Source organism: Pseudonocardia sp., assembly GCF_029263155.1.
Lineage (GTDB): Bacteria > Actinomycetota > Actinomycetes > Mycobacteriales > Pseudonocardiaceae > Pseudonocardia.
In genome coordinates, this window is the sequence record NZ_JAJCYB010000122.1 from 71893 (window position 1) to 90817 (window position 18925).

The 18925-nt window shown below is 75.6% G+C and carries 24 protein-coding genes; 8 read left to right on the top strand and 16 right to left on the bottom strand.

Annotated features, from left to right (window positions below):
* Nucleotides 1-274: 274 nt before the first annotated feature.
* The 7 genes from Q1K26_RS26485 to Q1K26_RS26515 form a co-directional block, all read right to left on the bottom strand.
* Nucleotides 275-793: a DNA starvation/stationary phase protection protein gene (locus tag Q1K26_RS26485; protein WP_300018840.1), complete on the bottom strand. Its 519-nt coding sequence runs from the start codon at nt 791-793 to the stop codon at nt 275-277.
* 122 nt (nt 794-915) lie between these two features.
* The gene (locus Q1K26_RS26490; protein WP_300018843.1) at nt 916-1629 is read right to left on the bottom strand and encodes a DUF1990 family protein; all 714 of its coding nucleotides are present in this window, start codon (nt 1627-1629) and stop codon (nt 916-918) included.
* Between the two features lie 134 nt (nt 1630-1763).
* The gene (locus Q1K26_RS26495) at nt 1764-2666 is read right to left on the bottom strand and encodes a hypothetical protein (protein ID WP_300018846.1); all 903 of its coding nucleotides are present in this window, start codon (nt 2664-2666) and stop codon (nt 1764-1766) included.
* Between the two features lie 101 nt (nt 2667-2767).
* The gene (locus tag Q1K26_RS26500; RefSeq protein WP_300018849.1) at nt 2768-3316 is read right to left on the bottom strand and encodes a class F sortase; all 549 of its coding nucleotides are present in this window, start codon (nt 3314-3316) and stop codon (nt 2768-2770) included.
* Nucleotides 3317-3396: 80 nt separating this feature from the next.
* Entirely contained in the window at nt 3397-3597 is a 201-nt protein-coding gene (locus Q1K26_RS26505) for a hypothetical protein (protein ID WP_300018852.1), read from the bottom strand.
* Nucleotides 3594-4208, bottom strand: coding sequence for a DUF4397 domain-containing protein (locus Q1K26_RS26510; RefSeq protein WP_300018854.1), 615 nt, complete (start codon nt 4206-4208; stop codon nt 3594-3596). The genes Q1K26_RS26505 and Q1K26_RS26510 overlap by 4 nt, the downstream gene beginning before the upstream one ends.
* Before the next feature lie 9 nt (nt 4209-4217).
* Nucleotides 4218-4964: a hypothetical protein gene (locus Q1K26_RS26515; RefSeq protein ID WP_300018856.1), complete on the bottom strand. Its 747-nt coding sequence runs from the start codon at nt 4962-4964 to the stop codon at nt 4218-4220.
* A 287-nt stretch (nt 4965-5251) separates the two neighbouring features.
* Between Q1K26_RS26515 and Q1K26_RS26520 the strand changes: the two genes are divergently transcribed.
* From Q1K26_RS26520 to Q1K26_RS26535, 4 genes are all read left to right on the top strand, one after another.
* Nucleotides 5252-6247 (top strand): ferritin-like domain-containing protein, encoded by a 996-nt coding sequence (locus Q1K26_RS26520; protein ID WP_300018859.1) that lies wholly within the window; start codon nt 5252-5254, stop codon nt 6245-6247.
* A gap of 320 nt (nt 6248-6567) precedes the next feature.
* Entirely contained in the window at nt 6568-6768 is a 201-nt protein-coding gene (locus Q1K26_RS26525; protein WP_300018862.1) for a CDGSH iron-sulfur domain-containing protein, read from the top strand.
* Nucleotides 6761-7753, top strand: coding sequence for an iron-containing redox enzyme family protein (locus Q1K26_RS26530; protein WP_300018865.1), 993 nt, complete (start codon nt 6761-6763; stop codon nt 7751-7753). The genes Q1K26_RS26525 and Q1K26_RS26530 overlap by 8 nt, the downstream gene beginning before the upstream one ends.
* Before the next feature lie 74 nt (nt 7754-7827).
* Nucleotides 7828-8313, top strand: coding sequence for a peroxiredoxin (locus Q1K26_RS26535; protein ID WP_300018868.1), 486 nt, complete (start codon nt 7828-7830; stop codon nt 8311-8313).
* Between the two features lie 30 nt (nt 8314-8343).
* Here the strand turns inward: Q1K26_RS26535 and Q1K26_RS26540 are convergent, their stop codons facing one another.
* Entirely contained in the window at nt 8344-9282 is a 939-nt protein-coding gene (locus Q1K26_RS26540) for a glycosyltransferase family 9 protein (RefSeq protein ID WP_300018871.1), read from the bottom strand.
* 41 nt (nt 9283-9323) lie between these two features.
* Nucleotides 9324-9923: a ribonuclease H gene (locus Q1K26_RS26545; protein WP_300018910.1), complete on the bottom strand. Its 600-nt coding sequence runs from the start codon at nt 9921-9923 to the stop codon at nt 9324-9326.
* 146 nt (nt 9924-10069) lie between these two features.
* On the opposite strand from Q1K26_RS26545, the gene Q1K26_RS26550 reads away from it, so the two are divergent.
* Together Q1K26_RS26550 and Q1K26_RS26555 are read left to right on the top strand one after the other, a co-directional pair.
* Nucleotides 10070-10603 carry a hypothetical protein gene (locus Q1K26_RS26550; protein ID WP_300018874.1) on the top strand — a complete coding sequence of 178 codons (534 nt, stop codon included), beginning with the start codon at nt 10070-10072 and terminating at the stop codon, nt 10601-10603.
* Between the two features lie 145 nt (nt 10604-10748).
* Nucleotides 10749-11798 (top strand): 2-oxoglutarate and iron-dependent oxygenase domain-containing protein, encoded by a 1050-nt coding sequence (locus tag Q1K26_RS26555; RefSeq protein ID WP_300018877.1) that lies wholly within the window; start codon nt 10749-10751, stop codon nt 11796-11798.
* Between the two features lie 18 nt (nt 11799-11816).
* Here the strand turns inward: Q1K26_RS26555 and Q1K26_RS26560 are convergent, their stop codons facing one another.
* The 3 genes from Q1K26_RS26560 to Q1K26_RS26570 all read right to left on the bottom strand — a co-directional run bounded on the left by Q1K26_RS26560 (nt 11817) and on the right by Q1K26_RS26570 (nt 14415).
* Nucleotides 11817-12956 carry a YihY/virulence factor BrkB family protein gene (locus Q1K26_RS26560; RefSeq protein WP_300018880.1) on the bottom strand — a complete coding sequence of 380 codons (1140 nt, stop codon included), beginning with the start codon at nt 12954-12956 and terminating at the stop codon, nt 11817-11819.
* Nucleotides 12957-13816: 860 nt separating this feature from the next.
* On the bottom strand, nt 13817-14032 hold the full coding sequence (locus Q1K26_RS26565) for a LamB/YcsF family protein (protein WP_300018883.1): 216 nt from the start codon (nt 14030-14032) through the stop codon (nt 13817-13819).
* A gap of 23 nt (nt 14033-14055) precedes the next feature.
* A complete protein-coding gene (locus tag Q1K26_RS26570; protein ID WP_300018886.1) occupies nt 14056-14415 on the bottom strand; it encodes a cupin in 360 nt (119 codons plus the stop codon).
* Nucleotides 14416-14445: 30 nt separating this feature from the next.
* Between Q1K26_RS26570 and Q1K26_RS26575 the strand changes: the two genes are divergently transcribed.
* Nucleotides 14446-14907 (top strand): DUF1992 domain-containing protein, encoded by a 462-nt coding sequence (locus Q1K26_RS26575; protein ID WP_300018889.1) that lies wholly within the window; start codon nt 14446-14448, stop codon nt 14905-14907.
* A 99-nt stretch (nt 14908-15006) separates the two neighbouring features.
* Here the strand turns inward: Q1K26_RS26575 and Q1K26_RS26580 are convergent, their stop codons facing one another.
* The 4 genes from Q1K26_RS26580 to Q1K26_RS26595 all read right to left on the bottom strand — a co-directional run bounded on the left by Q1K26_RS26580 (nt 15007) and on the right by Q1K26_RS26595 (nt 17817).
* Nucleotides 15007-15990 carry a DMT family transporter gene (locus Q1K26_RS26580; RefSeq protein ID WP_300018892.1) on the bottom strand — a complete coding sequence of 328 codons (984 nt, stop codon included), beginning with the start codon at nt 15988-15990 and terminating at the stop codon, nt 15007-15009.
* A 255-nt stretch (nt 15991-16245) separates the two neighbouring features.
* A complete protein-coding gene (locus tag Q1K26_RS26585) occupies nt 16246-16683 on the bottom strand; it encodes a heme-binding protein (RefSeq protein WP_300018895.1) in 438 nt (145 codons plus the stop codon).
* Nucleotides 16684-16693: 10 nt separating this feature from the next.
* Nucleotides 16694-17104: a nitroreductase family deazaflavin-dependent oxidoreductase gene (locus tag Q1K26_RS26590; RefSeq protein ID WP_300018898.1), complete on the bottom strand. Its 411-nt coding sequence runs from the start codon at nt 17102-17104 to the stop codon at nt 16694-16696.
* Nucleotides 17101-17817 (bottom strand): M50 family metallopeptidase, encoded by a 717-nt coding sequence (locus Q1K26_RS26595; protein ID WP_300018901.1) that lies wholly within the window; start codon nt 17815-17817, stop codon nt 17101-17103. Before Q1K26_RS26595 ends, Q1K26_RS26590 begins: the two co-directional genes overlap by 4 nt.
* Nucleotides 17818-17886: 69 nt before the next feature.
* Here Q1K26_RS26595 and Q1K26_RS26600 point away from each other — a divergent pair, with 69 nt between their 5' ends.
* Nucleotides 17887-18774, top strand: a complete 888-nt coding sequence (locus Q1K26_RS26600; RefSeq protein WP_300018904.1) for a MerR family transcriptional regulator — start codon at nt 17887-17889, stop codon at nt 18772-18774.
* The last annotated feature ends 151 nt before the right edge of the window (nt 18775-18925 follow it).

The following is an 18925-nucleotide window of genomic DNA, read 5'->3' on the forward strand; positions in this document are numbered from 1 at the left end:
GTCGGGGAACCCTCACCGACACCCCGATCTTCCCTCCGCGCCCGATCCGGCGCCGTACGGGAATCGCCGCGGTCCCCTGCGTTCCGGCTCCCCGACGTCGACGACCTCGCCCTGCACCGGCTGCGCGCCTTCAGCCGCTCCCTGCGCGACTGCGGTCCTCCCCCGGTACATCCATCCCCGCCCGGAGGTTGATCCGCGCGCTCCTCGCACGGCAGGACCGGGCAGCGCCGAGCGGTGGCCCGGCGCGCACGCCGGGCCACCGGAGCCGGGTCGGTCAGGCGGTGGCGTCCGCGGCGGCGCCCCGCTCGGTGCTCGCGCCCGCGGAGCTCAGCGAGCCGTCGGAGTTCTCCAGGTGCGCGCGGACGAACCACTGGTACTGCTCCAGCTCGCCGGACTGCGCGATCAGCATGTCCTGGGTCACCTGGTCGAGCTCATCGGTGCGCACGATGGCCTCGCGGTGGTCACCGACGACACCGGTGTAGACGAGGTCGAGCGCGCCCAGATGGGCGATCGCGTCGGCCCGGCCGACCGAGTAGTCGTCCCAGCTGCGCTCCGCGACCAGCACACCGGGCGTGCCTGCCGGGGAGCCGCCGAGCGTCGCGATGCGCTCGGCCACGTCGTCGACCATGCCGCGCACGCCGTCGACCTGCGGGTCGAGCATCGTGTGCACCGCGATGAAGTGCGGTCCGACGACGTTCCAGTGCACGTGCTTGAGCGTGAGCGCCAGGTCGTTGAGAGCGTGGAGGCGCTTCTGCAGGAGTTCGACGACCTCGAGGGCGTCCTTCTCCGCCATCCCGGGAACGGTGTATCCGACAGTGGACGAATCGTGGGTCATGGTGGCGGGTTACCCGCTGCCGCGCCGGTCAATCCGGCCCGCGTGCCGGTGTGAGGACCCGCACCGCGGGATCGGGCGGGCTACCGGCCGGGGTGCGGGAAGACGAGCGTCCACGCCTCCGCGCGCCCTCGCGGGGCGCGGCTGGGGGCGTGCACCAGCCCGTCCCGGGCCACCGTGCGGTACGGCACGGGGCGGGTGGCGAGGGCACGCAGGCGCCGGGTGGCGGAGCGGTAGAAGCGCAGCTGGTTGGCGCGTCCGAACACCGAGAAGCCCAGCCGCAGCACCGGGTTCGCGATGGGGGCCTGCCGGGAGTACGCGTCGATCCGGAACGTGACGCGGCCGGTGTCGATCTCCTTCACGATCTCGTAGGTGAGCCGGCCCTGCTCCAGGTGGCCCTGCAGCGTCTGGTAGGACCATCCGACGACGCGTTCGGGGCCGTTCGGCCCGGCGCGCAGGTCGTCGTGGCTCTCGGTGATGCGCACTCCCAGCAGGAACCGCATGCGCAGGAACCGACCCTCCAGCAGCAGGTCGCGGCCGACCAGGTCCGATCCGCGACGGTAGATCGCGCGCAGCAGGTGTGGAGTGGTGAACTCGTAGCCCTCCACCAGCGCGTGGGCACGCTCGGCCACGCCGTCGGGCACCGGTTCGCCGGGTTCCTCCCGGCCCAGGTCGACGGCCCGGTGGTCCTGGTGCCAGCCGTCGGTGACGGCGGGGGGTGCGCCGTGCTCGTCGTAGTTGACGGCACGGCCGCGCAGGTCCTCCAGGGCGGCGGCGACGTCGGGCGTCGCCGTCACGATTGCGGCGGGCGGTCGGGGTGCACGGCACGGGGTACCCGAGGGCGCTGATCCCACTCGCCGTGCGCGTCGCGCGGCACCCGCAGGTCGGCCGGATCGCGCTCCGGCCGGGCCGGGCACCGGGGTCGGTCGTCTCAGGTGGGGCGGCGCGCGCCGAACCAGCCCAGCCCCGCGGCCACCAGGTCCTCGGTGATCGCCCCGGGAAGGTCGGAGCCGAAGCGGCGCTCCGCGGCCGCCCGGGCACGCACGCCCAGCACCGCGGCCCCCAGCGCGGACAGCAGGCCCACGACCGCGGCCAGCCGGCCGTCGTCGCCGTCCCGGCCGGCGACCCCGGCGGCGGTGGCCGCCCCGAACGCGGCCCGCGGGACGAGACCGGGCGGGGCGGTCCGCGGCGGCGCCGCGGGGCTCTTGTCCATCGCGAACTCGGTGGCCGCCGCGACCGCCGTCGACACCGTGCCGGCCCGGGAGCCCAGCCGGGACGCGACCACGCCGCGGTCGGCGGCGGTCGAGGTGAGGGCGACCGCCGCGAGGCCCGCCGTGCTGCGCGACCCGCTGGCCGCGCCGATGGCGGCGGCACGCAGGAGGGTGCGGGCGGGCGGGCGGGCCTCGCGGGCCTCGGCCGCGGGGATCGTGGCGGCCAGCGCGGCGTGGGTGGTGACGCCGTAGACGAGATGGGGTACGACGTCGGCCGCCCAGTCGGTGGCGCTCCACCGCCGCGGGTCGGTGAGCCCCAGCAGCGTCATCGGTCCGTCGCTCGCGAGCATGGCGGCCGCGCCGAGCAGCGGCCCCCCGACCGCGGCGGGCAGCCGGACCCCCGCCGCGCGCAGCAGCCCGGCGACGCCCCCGACCGCCACCCCGGTCAGCGTGCCGCCCAGCGGCCCGAGCCCGGCGGCGCGCCCGTCCGACACGGGCCGCCCGGCAGGGTCGGCGAGACGCGCGACGAGTTGCTGCGGCGCGTCGCCGGGAGCGCGGCCGCGCAGCGCGACGTCGAGCTGGGTGGCGGCGTTCAGCGCCGTCGTGCCCGCCGCCCCGGCCATCGCGCCACGCCGCAGGCCCTTCCAGGAGTTCGTGATGGATGTCGACGTACCCCCCGAAGGGGCGGTGCATTCGCGGGCGGCCGGCGGCTCCGCCGGCCGCGCTACCGGTCGATCGTCCACGTGCCGCCCTCGGCGACGGCGTCCACCACGACGTTGTCGCGGTAGTGCCCGATCGCCGGGTCGAACGTGCCACCGCAGGTCACCAGCCGCAGCTCCGGTCCCGGGGTCGGGGCGTAGACGTCGTCGGTGGGGAAGGCGGCCTTCGGGGTCTGCACGATCGCGGTGACGACGAACGCGGCCGTGCTGCCGTCGGCGCGGTCCACCTCGACCCTGGCGCCGACGGGAACCTCGCGCAGCCGGTAGAGCACGGCCGGTCCGGAGCGGGAGTCGACGTGCCCGGCGAGCAGGGCCGGGCCCGCGGCGCCCGGGGCGGGCCCGGCGGTGTACCAGCCGGTGACCTCGGTGCCGTCCGGCGGCACCAGGGCGCCGCTGCCGTCCACCCCGATGCCGACGACCGGGCTGTCGACGCCGATCGCGGGGATCCGCAGCCGCGACGGCGCCGCCACCACGGAGGCCCCGGGTCCTCGGTCCGGGGTCGCCGGGCCGTGGGCGGTCGCGGGGGCGGTCGCGGGGACGGGCGCGGGCTCCACGGGTGAACCCGCGACCGGAGCCACCCCGCATCCCGTCGCTGCGGCGGCCAGCGCCGCGAGTGCGGCGTGCCGGCACCGGTTCATCGACGGGCGCGCGTGCGTGCCACGGCCCCCGCCCCGATCAGCACGAGCACCACGCCCGCGAGCGCCCACCCGGTGACCGGCGCCGTCGCCGCGCCGCCGAGCCCGGTGTCGATGCCGCCGAGCGGCACCGCACCCGGGCCCGCCGCGTCCGTCGTGACCTGCGCGGCGAGCCTTCCGTCGCGCTGCACCACGATCACGCTGTACACGGTGCGGGTTCCAGGCGCTGCTCGACCCGGACGGGATCGCCGGTGCCCGCCACCAGGTCGAACGATCCGTCCCCCGCGGGCACCGTGACGTAGTCGGTGGCCGTACCGAACTCGACCGCGTCGAACGCGGGCGCGCCCGCCCACCGCACCTCGACCGGGCCGGCCGTCTCGGCGCCCTGCACCACCCGGACCCGGGAGCTGTCCGGCCCGGGCGGGGTGAGGTCGTCGGTCAGCACGCGGACCGCCAGCTCCGCCCGGGGCCCGAGCGCCGCCGCGGTGTAGGCCGCTCCCTCCTGCGCCTCGAGGGTGCCGGTCACCACCGGCGGCGTGCCCTCGGGCGCGCCGGCGGGGAGCATCTGCAGCGTGTAGGCCCCCGGCTCGACCTGTGCGTAGGTCGACACGTCCCCGTAGGCCACCCCGTCGAGTCGGGTGGTCTGCCCGCCGAACGAGGTGACGAGCACGTCGACCGTGGGGGTGTCGGGCGAGAGGTGCGTCAGCCGGAGGTAGGTGCCCGTCTGCGCCGACGCGGGCCCGGCGACCAGCACCGAGAGCACCAGGCCCACCAGCGTCACCAGCGCGGTGATCGCGAACCGTCGTGTCATCGTCTCTCCTCAGCCGCTCGTCCGGGCCGGCACCGGCCAGGACAGCGTCGTCTCGGCGCCGCTCGTGTCGATCACGGGCGCGTAGGGGCCCCGCTGGGCGCGCAGCCAGTCCTGCGTGGCGGTGTCCAGGCCCTCCAGCACCACCGTGTGCCGGGGCAGCGCCGAGGTCTCCCCGGGCAGCGCGGGCACCGCGCTCACCGTGACCGGGCCACGGCCGGCGAGGCCGGCCAGCACCGCCATGGCGCGCTCGTCGAGTGTGCCCGCGCGGATCACCTCGCGCACCTCGGGAGCGGCGACGAGCCGTGGGTTGTCCGCGAGGCCGGAGTCCGGGCGCGGCGCGGTGGCACCGTCGCGGTCCCGGACGGAGAGGTCGCCGAACCGTGCCAGATCGGTGGGGCCCGGGGCCGCGGCGACCACGACCAGCCTGCCGTCCTCGGCGAGGCGCGCGGCCGGGACGCCCACGCCCAGCAGCTCCGCCCGCAGCGCCGGATCGGCGACGGCGATCGTCGTGGCGGGATCCGTCGCCACCTGCAGCCAGCCGGCCAGCGCGACGGACCCCCCGTCGGCGACCGTGGCCGGGGCGGGTCCGGCGCGCACCACCACGCCCACCGCCAGCGTGGCGACCACCGCGACCGCGGCCACCAGCGCCGCCCGCGCGATCCGGTGCGCGACCGCCGACGGCCTGCCCACCACGGGCCCGCCGACCTCCTCGGACACCTCCACGGCCGGGTTGCCCCGCCGGCGCGACTCGACCACCGGACCGGATCCCTTCATCAGGAGCTGTGGGCGTCGACCGGCACGCGGCCCCGGCGACGTGGCGTGGCGTGGCGTGGCGTGGCGTGGCGTGGCGTGGCGTGCGACGCTGTCGGCGCCCGGCTCCCCGAGGCCCGTCGACACCGCGTCGGAGGTGAACGTACCGTCCACCGGTGGGTGACACCGGATGATCACGCCCTGGTCGCCGCCACCCGGAGCCGAGCAGCCCGGGAGAGTCGCCTCACACCCGCATCGTGTGTGGCTGCGCGGGGTTCGGGCACCCACCAGGCATGGTGGACACCCCCATTCCCCAGTCCGTGCACACCGCGACCCTGATCACCCAGCTGAGGACGCTGGAACGTCTGACCCGCACCGAGGTCCAGATCGCGCGCATCCGCGTGACGCAGGCCCGGACCGAGGCGGTACGCCGCGAGCTCGCCCAGAACGCCGCCAACGGCGTGCGCCGCGCGGACCGGATCTCCGCTCAGCTGCGTGACCTCGACGCCGTGCCCGACGTGGTGTCCCCCGCCGCGGCCCGGGTGCTGGCGCTGGTCACCGGGACCCTGGAGCAGGTGCAGCCGGTCGAGGAGGCCCTGCTGAGCGACCTGACGCTGGAGCACCAGCTGCTCGACCGGTCCCGCTACGTCCGCACCGTCGCCGACCAGGCCGGCCTGCGCGACGTGCAGCGCCTGGCCGACGACCTCGTGACCGCGCACACGGCCACCGTCGACTGGCTCACCACCGTGCTCGCGGAGGAGGCACTGGGCGGGCCGTCCGCCCTGCGGGCGACACCGCTGCAGCGGGTCGCCGGTGGGGTCTCGCGGGCCGCGACCCTTCCCACCCGCGTGGCCGTGGCCGGCTTCAACCGCGCGGTGCACACCGTGCTGCGCACCGGCGAGAGCGCCCGGGATGCGGCCGGGGACGTGGCCGGCACCGTCGTGCGGATCGGCGAGGGCACCCGCGACGTGGCGACCGCGGGCCGCGACGCCGCCTTGCGCCGTGCCGAGCAGGTCGCCGCGCGCGACGGCGCCGACGAGGTCGCCGGTGCCGTGCACCGCACGCGCCGCGACCTCGGCACGCTCTCGGTCGCCGAGCTGCCGATCCCCGGGTACGACACGCTGACCGCCCAGAACGCCATCTCCGCCGTGCGCGAGCTGACCTCCGCGGCCGACCTCGCCGCCGTGCTCACCTACGAGGAGGAGCACAAGAACCGCAGCGGTGTGGTGTCGGCGACCCAGGTGCGCTACGCCGATGTCGCCAAGGAGGCGGCGGGCGTCGAGCGCTGAGCGCCCGGCGTCGGAGAGCACCACCGCGAGGCGCGGGGCCCGGTCCGGGTCCCGCGCCTCGCGCGCGCGGCGGTGGGGCCCACCCGGCGCCGGACCCGGTGAACCGTGGCGTTGCCCGCCTGCCCTCGCCGTTTGGCCCGGTCCGGCCCGGGCACCCGACGGTCGTGATGCTGCTGAGCCCGCCCGGGGCCCACCGGGTGTCGTTCCGTCCGGTACCCGCCGTCGCCCCCGGGCGGTCACGTGCGGCTCGTACACTCCACCGGAGAGCGCCGGCGTGTGCTGCAGCACCGCTGCGCACTCACCGGCGCGGGAGGTGAGCCGTGACCGACCTGGTGTTCACCGACGACGGCCCGCTGCTGGTGCGCGGCCCGGGGACCGTGGAGCTGCCCGACGGCAGGCGGATCCGGCTCGACCGGCCGGTCTCGGCGCTGTGCCTGTGCCGCCGTACCCGGCGCCCGCCGTTCTGCGACACCAGCCATCGCCGCAAGGTGCGCACCCCCGAGGAGGCCGACGGTGCCTGAGCTCCCCACCCCGCGCGGCCCGCTGTCCGCGTCGGTGCTCGCGCTGCTGCGAGCCGATCCGGCCGACCGGGCGGACCCGGACGTCGCCGACCCCTACGGCGACGACCTCCAGCTCGCGCTGTACTGCTGCTACGAGCTGCACTACCGCGGCTTCGACGACGTGCCCGACGACCGGGAGTGGGACCCGGTGCTGCTGGACCTGCGCGCCGGGCTGGAACGCCGTTTCCTGGGCGCGCTGCGCGCCGACGTGCCCGCGGGCGGCGGGCTCGACGAGACGGTCGCGGAGCTGCTCGTCGAGCCCGTCGACGCCCGCGGTGTGTCGCACCACCTGCGCCGCGACGGCACCGCGGAGCAGGTGCGCGAGTACGTCGCCCTGCGCTCCCTCTACCACCTCAAGGAGGCCGATCCGCAGGCCTGGGTGATCGCCCGTCTCGACGGACCGGCCAAGGCCGCGCTGGTGACCGTGGAACACGACGAGTACGGCGGCGGCGACCCCACCCGCATGCACTCCCACCTGTTCGCCGAGATGATGCGCGCTCTCGACCTCGACGCCCGCTACGGCGCCTACCTCGACGCCGCGCCCGCGCAGGTGCTGGCCGAGGTCAACCTGATGTCGCTGTGCGGGTTGCACCGCGGTCTGCGGGGCGCGCTCGTCGGCCAGTTCGCCGCCGTGGAGCTGACCTCCTCGCCCGGCTCGGACCGCATCGTCCGCGCCATGCGGCGCCTGGGCCTGCCCGAGGCCGCGGTCCGCTTCTACGACGAGCACGTGGAGGCCGACGCCGTGCACGAGCAGCTGGTGCGTCGCGGCGTCATCGCCCCGCTGGTCGCCGCGGAACCGGACCTGGCCGCCGACATCGTGTTCGGCATCCGGGCGAGCGGCCTGCTCGCCGAGCGCACCGACTCGTTGCTGCTGACCCGCTGGGCGCAGGGTCGCGGCGCGTTGCGGCCGCCGCTCGCCGCCACGCCGGCTGCGCACGGATCCTGACAGGTGGACCACGACTGGGCATCCGCCCGAGTTCTGGACATGATGATCGCCGAACCCACCCTCGAGGAGGACCAGTGACGCTGTCCAGCGGCGACCGCATTCCCGACGCGACCCTGATGACGATGACCCCGGACGGACCCAAGCCCGTCACCACCGCCGAGGCGCTCGGCCAGGGCACCGTCGTGCTGTTCGCCGTACCCGGCGCGTTCACCCCGGCCTGTTCGGACCATCACCTCCCCGGGTACGTCCTGCGCGCCGACGAGCTGCGCGCCAAGGGCGTCGACACGGTCGCCTGCATCGCGGTGAACGACGCCTTCGTGCTGGGTGCGTGGGGCGAGTCGGTCGGCACCGACGGCAAGGTGCTCATGCTCGGGGACGGCAACGGCGAGTTCGCCGCCGCTGCCGGCCTGGAGCTCGACGGCAGCGCCTTCGGCCTGGGCACCCGGTCGCAGCGCTACGCCGCGATCATCCGCGACGGTGTCGTCACCGACGTGATGGTCGAGGCCAGCCCTCTCGACGTCGACGTCAGCTCGGTCGAGTCGGTGCTCGCCCGGCTCTGACCGCGGCCCCGACCCGGGCGGCCGCCAGGCTCAGCGCCTCCGCAGCAGGCTGTCGGCCGCGGCGAGCACGTCGGGCACCGACACGCCGAGCAGCGCGGGATCGGGATCGTCGGCGAGCGGGTCGCCGCGGCGCGCTCCGGCGTCGGACAGCACCACGTGCGACCCTCCCGCGGGTGGTCCCGAGCGCTCGGGCGGCACCGGCCCGAACAGCACGACCGAGGGCACCCGCAGGGCCGTGGCGAGGTGGGCGACGCCGGTGTCCCCGCTCACCACGAGCGCGGCGCGGGCGACGAGGTCGCACAGCTCGGCCACGGTGGTCCGGCCGGCCAGCACCCGGACCAGTGACAGGCCGGCGGCCCGGGCCACGTCCAGCGCGAGCGGGCGCTCGTCCGCCGACCCGGTCAGCAGCACCTGCCGGCCCTGCCCGTGCAGGTCCGCGACCACGTCGGCGAAGCGGGCCACCGGCCAGCGCTTCGCCCCGGTCTCCGCCCCCGGGTGCACGACCACCGGGGCGGGGCCCGGCTCCGGCACGGGCCGGTCGAGGTACAGGTCGTCCGGGTCGGCCGGGATGCCGTGGTCGGCGAGCATCGCGCACCAGCGCACCCGCTCGTGGACCTCCTCGGCGTCGACCCACGGCGGGCCGGGCCAACCGGACGCGGCGAACCCGATCCGGGCCCGCGCACCGATCGAGTCGAGCACCCGGTGGCTCTGCGGGCCACCGTCGTGCAGGTTCACCGCGATGTCGGGCGCCGGGCCGGGCCAGCGCAGCCATCCCGGGTAGGGGGTGTCGAGCACCTCGTCGACCGCGCCGGTCCGCATCGCCAGCGGCGCGAGCAGCGCCGGGGTCGCGAGCACGAGCCGGTGGTCGGGGCGGGCGCGGCGCAGGGCCCGCAGCGCGGGCACCGCGACCAGCAGGTCCCCGAGGTCCAGGGCGCGCAGGACGAGCAGGATCGGTCGGTCGTCGGGCACGGCTCAGGCTACCCAGCGGCGAGGGCAACCCGGCGGCCCGCTCAGGCCACGGCCTGCGCCTGCTCGACCGCGAGGGCGTCGACGAGATCGTTCATCGGGTCGCCGGAGTGGCCCTTCACCCAGCGGAAGGAGACGTTGCCGCGCTCGTCGACGAGCGTGACCAGCGGCTCCCACAGGTCGCGGCTCACGACCGGCTTGCGCGCGCTGGTGACCCACCCGCGGGCGAGCCAGCCCTTCCACCAGCCGTCCCGGAAGCAGTTCACGACGTAGGTCGAGTCGCTGACCACGACCAGCGGGCCGTCCAGCGCACGGACGGCCTCCAGCGCGGCCCGGATCTCCATGCGCTGGTTGGTCGTGGGCGATTCCCCACCGCTGTCCTGCCGACCGTCCTTCGTCGCCCACGCCCACCCGCCGGGGCCGGGGTTACCCGAGCACGCGCCGTCGGTCCACACCTCCAGCGCGCCGTCGGCGGCGGGCATGTCGGGGCGGGCCGGCGCCTTGCCGCGCGGCTTCGGCGCCGGCGTCGGCCCGTCCCCGGCGCAGCCGGCGTGCCCCCAGGTGCTCCCGGACCGGGCGATCTCCTCGCCGGGCTGGATGCGGGACCCACACACCCCGCAGGTGGTGGCGAACTTCGCGGTCATCGGCACCCGGACACCCTATGCAGGCACGGCGCGCGGCCGGGCGGTGCACCCGGCCGCCCGGCCGTCCGCGGTGCGGGCCGCGCGCACCTGCCGATCTTCGGGTGTGCGGTGGCATCCTTGGCCCCCCGCTCCCGAGAGGTGCACCCATGGCCCACAGCACGGATCCCGCGCCCCGTACCGGCAGCACCGACCGCGCGCTCGGCCGCGGGATGGCCGCACTGCGGATCCTGTTCGGACTGATCTACCTGAGCAACGCGTTCGCCAAGCTGATCGACGTCGCGGACTACCGGATCGGGCCCATCGGATTCAACCTCATCGCCCGCGACGCCACCCGCGCGATCCTGGAGAACGCCGCGCAGGACACGTGGATCGCGCCGCTCGGCGCGTTCTACCAGGCCGTCGTGCTGCCCAACTTCGGGTTCTTCGAGCCGTTCCTGATCGTCGCCGAGTTCGCGATCGGGCTCGGGCTGCTGTTCGGGGTGGCCAGCCGCGCGGCGGCGCTCGGCGGGCTCGCGCTGATCGGGCCGATCTGGCTGATGCTGCTCGACGACGGGCTCTACCTGTGGGCCTACCCCGTGGAGCTGGCGCCGCTGGTGATCCTGGCGCTCGTCCCGGCCGGGCGGGTGTGGGGCCTGGACGGCAGGCCGGCCGGGCGCTTCGGGGGCCGTTGGCCGTTCTGAGGCCGGACATGCAGCGGCCCCGGGTCGTGGTGACCCGGGGCCGCGCATCGTGGCGCGTCCGCTCCCCAGCGACGCGCAGGCGGTTGCCGAAGGTGACTTCGGCGACCGTTGCCCGAGCGTTACACCACGACCCAGACTGTGCGGTATGCCGACATCCATCCCCGTCCTCCGGCTCGACGAGGCGCGCGACGCCACGGGCGGTTTCGCCGCCGGCTTCCTCGACCGGCTGCGCGCCGCCCTGCACGAGGTCGGCTTCCTCCAGCTCACGCACTTCGGGGCGGCGCCGGGGCAGGTCGAGCAGTTGCAGGAGACCGTGGGGCGCTTCTTCGACCTGCCGATCGCCGACCGCCTCGCCCTCGACAACCGGCGGTCCCCGCACTTCCGCGGGTACACCCGGCTCGGCCACGAGATCACCGCGGGCCGTCCCGACGCGCGCGAGCAGCTGGACTTCGCCCCGGAGCTCGAACCGGTTCCCCGCGCCCGGTGGGACGCGCCGTACCGGCTGCTGGAGGGACCCAACCAGTGGCCCGACGACTCGCTGCCCGAGCTGCGGACCACCGTGCTCGCGTGGGCGGAGCTGCTCGGCGGCGTCGGCGCGGAGCTGACGCGGGCCGTCGCGGCGTCGCTGGGCCTGCCCGAGGACCACTTCGAGCCGGTGTTCGCCGGGCGGCCGCACTGGTTCGGCAAGCTCATCCGCTACGTGGGCGGTCCGGACGACGGCGCGGACGCCCAGGGCGTCGGACCGCACGCCGACTGGGGCTTCCTCACCCTGTTGCTGCAGGACGGCACCGGCGGGTTGCAGGCCCGTCCGAGCTACTCCCGAGCGGGGCCGTCGCGCGCCGAGGAGTGGGTGGACGTGCCGCCGGTCGACGGTGCGCTCGTCGTCAACATCGGGGAGATGCTGGAGGTGGCCACCCACGGCTACCTGGCGGCCACCGTGCACCGGGTGCTGCCGTGCGCTCCGGGCGCCACGCGGCAGTCGATCGGCATGTTCTGGTCGCCCCGGCTGGACGCCAGTCTCGATCCCGTGCCGCTCCCCCCGGAGCTGGCCGCACAGGCACCGGGAGTCACCGAGACCGACCAGAACGTCATGCTCCCGCGCTTCGGCGACAACGCCCTCAAGGGCTGGTTCCGCTCGCATCCCGAGGTGGCCGCCCGCCATCACGCCGACCTGCGACACCTCGCCGGACGGTGACGCCCGACGGGCCCGGCCCTACGCGCTCCCGATGCTCCGGGTGACGAACCCGGAGGCGGTGGGACCGGGGCCGCCGTCGGGAGGCCCGCTGCGCCGGCCGGTGGTGGTCGCCTCGGAACCGTTCGTGGTGTCCGGGTCGCCCTGAGGTGGCAGGACCACGTACCCCAGGCTCCCCAGCTCGCTCGCCGCGGCGTCGGGATGGTCGCGCACCAGCTCGGCGAGTTCCACGGTGGACTCGCCCCGGACGGTCGCGACCCGCTCCGGCTGCGCACGTCCCCAACGCCGCAGCGTCGTCGGCCACACGGCCTGCACAGCCGCGTTGAGGTGGGCCCCGACGATGATCGAGAAGGCGACGAAGAACGTGGCCAGCAGGAACGCGATCGGCGCGGCCAGCGCCCCGTAGGTGTAGCCGGTGCTGGTGATCCAGTCGAGGTACAGGCGCAGGCCGGTGACGCAGGCGACGAACACGACCGCCGCCAGCAGCGCCCCCGGCAGCACGCGCCGCCACGGCGGCTTGAACGGCAGCGCGACGCGGTACAGCGTGGTGAGTGCGAGGACGAGCACGAGCGCCACCACCGGGCCGGAGGCGGCGGCCAGCACGGCGGCGGAGCCCGGCTCCCAGGCGCGCGGCACGAACGGTTCGAGCCGGGTGGGGTCCAGCGTGACCAGCGGCAGCAGCACGATCGCCATCGCCAGGAACATCACGTACAGCAGGACCGACAGCGTCCGCTGCCAGAGGAATCCGCGCACCGGGTACTGGTCGTGCGCCCGCGTGATCGAGTCGACGAACGCCGACATCGCCGAGGATCCCGACCAGAAGCTGAGCAGGAACCCCACCGACACGACCTCGCCGCGCACGGTCGTCAGCACGTCCGCGACGGTCGGGACGATGATCTCCTCGACGGCGTTGGGGCTGAAGACCCCGCTGGTGGCCTCGATGATCCACTGTTGCGCGGCGGTGACGGTGTCGGCGCCGAACCAGCCCTCGACGTAGCCGAGGATGCCGAACACGCCCAACAGCAGCGGCGGCAGCGACAGCGTCTGCCAGAACGCGGCCGACGCCGACGCACTGAGGATGTCGTCGTCCCAGGCCCGCCGGGCCACGCGGACCGTGAGCCGCCGGGCGGCGGACGGCGGCGCGGAGGGCACGGACGGCATCGGTACAGGATGCGGCATCGCAGCGCCGCCCGCGTGATCGGCGCGAATTCGGGTGACGCCCCGGACACCCGCGCGGCGCCGCACCGCCGGCACCGTGGTGCGCGTCGGGTCGCGGCGTGGCGCGTGACGTGATGCCGCTCCGGAAGGTCGTCGCCTCGAGCAGGTGTCCGGCTGCTCCTTGAGCGCGCGAGCCACCGCCACCGGATCGCCTGCCGGACCGTCGAGTTCTGCTGCCACGGGTCGGTCATCGTCGAGGACACGACGTACTTCTGCACGCAACGAGGCGATCACCGATTCCATCGAGACGGCATCGCCGGCTCCTGCAGCCCGACGGCCCCGGGCCCGGCTGTGGGGCACGCCGTGAACCTGCTCCGCCGTCGGCCCGCCACCCCGGGATCAACCCCACGCCGGTCTGCGAGTCCGTGCCGACGCGGTGGGGTCCGCCGAGCGCGGGCCGACGTGCCCCCGGTGCTGGACGCTCTTCGACCCGCACCGGGTATCCGATCTGCTGGCTCGCGCGCACAGGAACTGCCTGGCCGACGGCGGGCGCGACGACGTGTTCGACCTGACCGCGGGCCCGCCGCACGAGCTCGGACCGGCGGTGCGCGCTCGGTCCGACCGCGGCCGGCGACTGCTGCGACGGAGCGGTTCGCCGGTCACCGAGCCCTCCCTTCCGCGACAGCTTCACCCTCAACGTCGACGGCAGGGCGGGGCGGTACGGCGCCGTGCACCAGGTGTGGGCCCGCAACCTCATCCGGCGAGGTGGGTGAGCGGCTTCCGCCGGGGTGCCCGCGACATGTCCACCCATCCCCGGTCCCGCACGGCGACCGCGCGACGCAGTCCGTCCGGGATCGACCGGTTCACCCGACCCACGTCCACCGTGCCTTGACGTGGTTGAGCTCCATGCCCTCCGCACGCACGAACGCCGCGAGCGCGCCCACCTGGTAGAGCACGGCCGCGGTGAGCTCGGCGCGGTCCATCGTCATCTCGCGGCGCCCGAAGCCCTCACGGTCCGGAAGCGACGGGTGCGCACCGACCCGGACCCCGTCCCCTCTCCCCGGTCGGCCCGACGCCATCGCCCCGGGCGGCCCCGGCCAGGTCAGTCCCGGTGCGCGGCGTCGAGGTCGAAGGCCGGGAGGCACACGGCCACGTACTCGGCTCCGCCGGGGCCGGGCGAGCTGTAGCGCACCCACTCCCCGGACGCGGTGTGCACGGCCTGCCCGGCGGTGACGGTGAGTTCACCGGCCTCGTGCTCCACACGCAGCGCGCCCCGCAGCACGAGCGTGTACTCGGCGAACTCGGGCCGCTGGCCGGGCTCGGCCCACCCCGACGGGCTGCGCATGTGCGCGACGGACAGCCCGGTGTCGCCGGTGTTGACCCGGCCCACGTACTCGTCGATGGTCTTCGGCGGCTCGCCCGCGGCCGTGACGCGGCTGGCGTTCTCGATGAGGCGTGGCATGGGCCGGATCGTGCCACTACCGTCGAGGTGGTGTTCGACCACACGCGCGACGAGTCGGCGGTGGACCGGGCCATCCGGGAGGCCGCCGAGCGCGGCGCGTTCGACAACCTGCCGGGTCGGGGCAAGCCGCTCCCCCAGCTCGACGACGACTCCGAGGACTGGTGGTTGCGCGGGTACCTGCGCCGCGAGGGGATCTCCCCGGACCTGCTGCTGCCGCCGTCGGTGCAGCTGCGCAAGGAGATCGACCGACTGCCGGAGACGGTGCGCGCGCTGCGGTCCGAGCGGGAGGTGCGCGACGCCGTCGCCGAGCTGAACCTGCGCGTCGTCGAGCACCTGCGGTTCCCCAGCGGGCCGCGCATCCCGATCCGGGTGGTGGACGCCGACGCCACCGTCGCCCGCTGGCGGGCCGGACGTGAGCCGGCCACCGCTCCGTCCCCGGCACGCCCCGAGCCGCCCGCCCGCACCCGCTGGTGGCGCCGCCGGAGCAGCTGACAGCACCCGCGGCGCGGTTGTCGCAGACCGTGCTGCTCGTCGCAGGCGCCCCAGCCTCTGCGACCGTACCGATGCTCTGCGACGACTGCCCGGCGCCGGTCAGCCCGGTTCGGCCAGCGTGGCGGGGCGGGCCGTGTTCGTCAGCGCCAGGCCGGCCAGGATCAGTGCCCCACCCAGCGCCTGGACGGGCGTGAGCACCTGGCCCAGCAGCAGCCACGACGCCACGGCCGAGACCAGCACCTCCAGCAGCGCGATCAGCGAGCCGCGGGTGGCGCCGATCCGGGCCAGCGCGGCCACCCCGGTCAAGTAGGCGATCACGGTGGACACCACGATGAGCAGCGTCGCCGCCACCGGCCACCCGACGTCCACACCGGCCAGTACGACGCCGGTGACGTCGGTGCCGACGACGATGGGCAGCGCGCCGAGGAGCCCGAGCAGGGCCACGACCACCGTGCCGATCGTCATGCCGACACCCGCGAGGACCAGCGGTGGGGTCGTGCTGCCCGCGCGGTCGGCCACGAGGAAGTAGGACGCCTGGCACACCGCCGCGACCAGCCCCCACACGACACCCTCGACGCGCAGACCCAGACCCGACCACACCTGCACCACGAGCGACAGCCCCACCAGGGCGATCACGGCACCGAGCACGGTGCGCGCCGACGGCGGCTGCCCACGCACGAGCCACACCCAGCCGATCACCAGGATCGGGCCGAGGTACTCCAGCAGCAGCGCGATGGCGACGGGCAGGTACTGCAGCGCGTTGAAGAACGCCACCTGCACGCCGGCCGCGGCGAGCACACCGTAGAGCAGCAGCGCCGGGCCGTCGGCGCGCAGCGCGGCGAGCACGCCGGGCCGGGTCACCGCGATGACGACGAGCAGGATCGCCGCGGCCCCGCCGAGGCGCACCAGCACCGCCCCGGTGGCCGACCACCCCGCGGCGATCAGGGCCCCGGCGAAGGGCCCCGAGAGCCCGAACGCGACGGCCGAGACGAGCGCGAGGCCGAGCCCTGCGCCGGTCCGGCCGGGTGCGGCGAGGTCAGCCACCGCGACGGCCGGCGGGCCGGTGGCGCGCCCCGGTGGCACCGCTCGCCGCACGTCGGGCGCACCGGGTCGGCGCCCCGGCGGTCAGCGCCCGCGCCGACGCCACGGCGAGCAGGGCCCGCGCCGACGCCACAGCGGGCAGGGCCCGCGCCGACGCCACAGCGGGCCGGACCCACGCCGCCGACACCCACGCCGACGACACCACAGCGAGCCGGACCGGGCGGACGTCACGGCGGGCAGGGCCGGCCCCGACGGCCCGGGCCGTCGGGGCCGACGTCACCGTGGTGTGCCCGTGCCTCAGCCTTCCGCCCCGGTCTGCGCGACGAGCCCGGCGGCGGCGATCCCGGCCAGCGCGGCGGCCTCGTCGTTCAGCGAGGCGTCGCCGGTGACCCCGACGGCACCCAGCAGCGCGCCCCCGCCGTCGCGCACGAACACCCCGCCCGGCACCGAGAGGATCTTGCCACCGGCCAGGGCGGCGACGGAGGTGAAGAACTCCGGGGAGTCGGCGGCGCGGGCGGCGATGGCCCGGTTGGTCATGCCCAGTGCGAGCACCCCGGACGCCTTGGCCGTGGCCAGGTCGGGGCGCAGGAAACCGGAGCCGTCCTGGCGGCCCAGCGCGACGAGGGCTCCGCCGGGGTCGAGGACCGCCACCGTCAGCGGGTTGAAGCCCTCGGCGGTGCCGTGCGCCAGTGCGGCGTCCACGATGGTCTGGGCCTGCTGGAGAGTGATCGTCACGCCGACGATCCTAGGCAGCGCGGGACAGCACGAGGACGGGGATCGTCCGGGTGGTCTTCTCCTGGTACTCCCCGAAGCCGGGCTTCGCGGCCACCACACGGCTCCAGATCTCCTCCCGTTCGGCCCCCTCGGCCTCGGTCACGCGCACCGGGAACGTCTCGGTGCCCACCTCGACCTCGATCTCCGGGTGCGCCTTGAGGTTGTGGTACCAGTCCGGGTTGGTCGGCGCGCCCGCCTTCGAGGCGATGATCACGATCCGGCCGTCGTCCTGGGGGAAGGACACCAGCGGCGTCACGCGCTCGGTGCCCGACCGCGCCCCGACATGGTGGATGAGGATCATCGGGTCGCCCTCGAACGGTCCCCCGACCCGGCCCTCGTTGGCCCGGAACTCCTCGATGATCTTCGTGTTCCAGTCGCTCATCGCACTCCCAACAGCAGCCACGCCGTGCCGATCACGGCCACACCGGCGATCAACCAGAACAGGCCCGCCCACATTCCGGCCGGGACACGGGTGAGCCGGGCCAGCATCTCGACGTCGGACGCCCCGCGCAGCCCACGGCGCCGTCCGCGCTGCAGCTCGCGCACCGCCCGCAGGCCGCCGAACACCAGGAACCAGCTCAGCGCGGCCGCGAACCCGTCCTGCAGACCCGGCGTGCCCCACCAGGCGACGGCGGCGACCAGCCCGCCGGTGCCGACCACCGCGACGATCCCGAACAGGTTGCGGACGAGGATCAGCGTGGCCACCAGCAGCCCGAGCGCGATCCAGATCATCGCCTGCGCCTGGTCGGCCGCCACCAGCAGCGCGCCGCCGAGCCCGAGCAGCGACGGCGCCGGGTACCCGCCGAGGAACGTGAACACCAGGCCCGGCCCGGCGGGCGCGCCGGTGGAGACGGTCAGCCCGGACGTGTCGGGGTGCAGCCGGATGCCCGTCAGCCCCCGGCCGGCCAGCACGGCGGTGAGCGCGTGCCCGCCCTCGTGGGCGATCGTCACGACCGTGCGGGTCCAGCGCCACGAGACCGACCACAGGACCGCGACCAGGGCCAGCGCCGCGGCGAGGAGCACGCTCGGGCGCTGCCCGAGCAGCGTGGTGAGCGCGTCGACGACGGACTCGGCCACCACCGCGAGTTCCCCCACGCCGTCCACTCTGCCTCATCGCGGAATCGCGTTGACCTTCCACCGGGTGGAGGGTTCACGATGGCCGGCATGACGATGCTGACCATCGGGCAGCTCGCCCACCGGTCGGGCGTGCCCGTGCGCACGATCCGGTTCTGGTCCGACGAGGGCGTGCTGCCCGAGACCGACCGCTCCCGCGGCAACTACCGCCGCTACGACGCGCGGGCGGTCGCCCGCCTCGACCTGGTCCGCACGCTGCGCGAGCTCGGCCTCGGCCTCGACGAGGTGCGGCTGGTCCTGGAGCGCCGCCGCAGCGTCGAGGACGTCGCCGCCGCGCACGTGCGGGCCATCGACAGCCGTATCCGCACCCTGCGGACGCAGCGCGCGGTGTGCACGCTGCTCGCCCGCGGGGCTCCCTCCCCCCGGAAGGCCGCCCTCATGAACGACCTCGCCCGGCTCTCCGCCGCGCAACGCCAGGCGATGATCGACGAGTTCGTCGACGCCACGTTCGCCGGCACCGACCCGGATGCCCCGGGCGCCGGGATCGCCCACGCCATGCGCACGCTGCCGACCGAACTGCCCGACGATCCGACCACCGAGCAGGTCGAGGCCTGGATCGAGCTCGCCGAGCTGGTCGGCGACCCGGCGTTCCGGGCCCGCGCCCGCGAGATGGCGGTCGCCGGTGCGGCCGCCGACGCGCCCGCCGGGTTCGATCCCGGGCCGATCGCCGAGCACGCGGGCGACGCCCTGGCCGCCGGGATCGCCCCCGACTCCCCGGAGGCCGTGGCGGTGGTCGACCGCCTCGCGCCGCCCGGCTCCGGCGACCGCACGGAGCTGGCCGACACGATCACCCTGTTCAGCGACCGGCGCGTGGAGCGCTACTGGGCGCTGCTCGGGATCCTCAACGGCATGCCCGCGTTCCCGCCGAAGATCCCGGCGTTCGAGTGGTTCGCCGCCGCCCTGCGCGCCCACCCCTGATCCCACCCCGCGAGTCGGGCCCTGCGTGCGCGCGAGTCGGGCCCTGCGTGCGCGCGAGTCGGGCCCTGCGTGCGCGCGAGTCGGGCCCTGCGTGCGCGCGAGTCGGGCCCTGCGTGCGCGCGAGTCGGGCCCTGCGTGCGCGCGAGTCGGG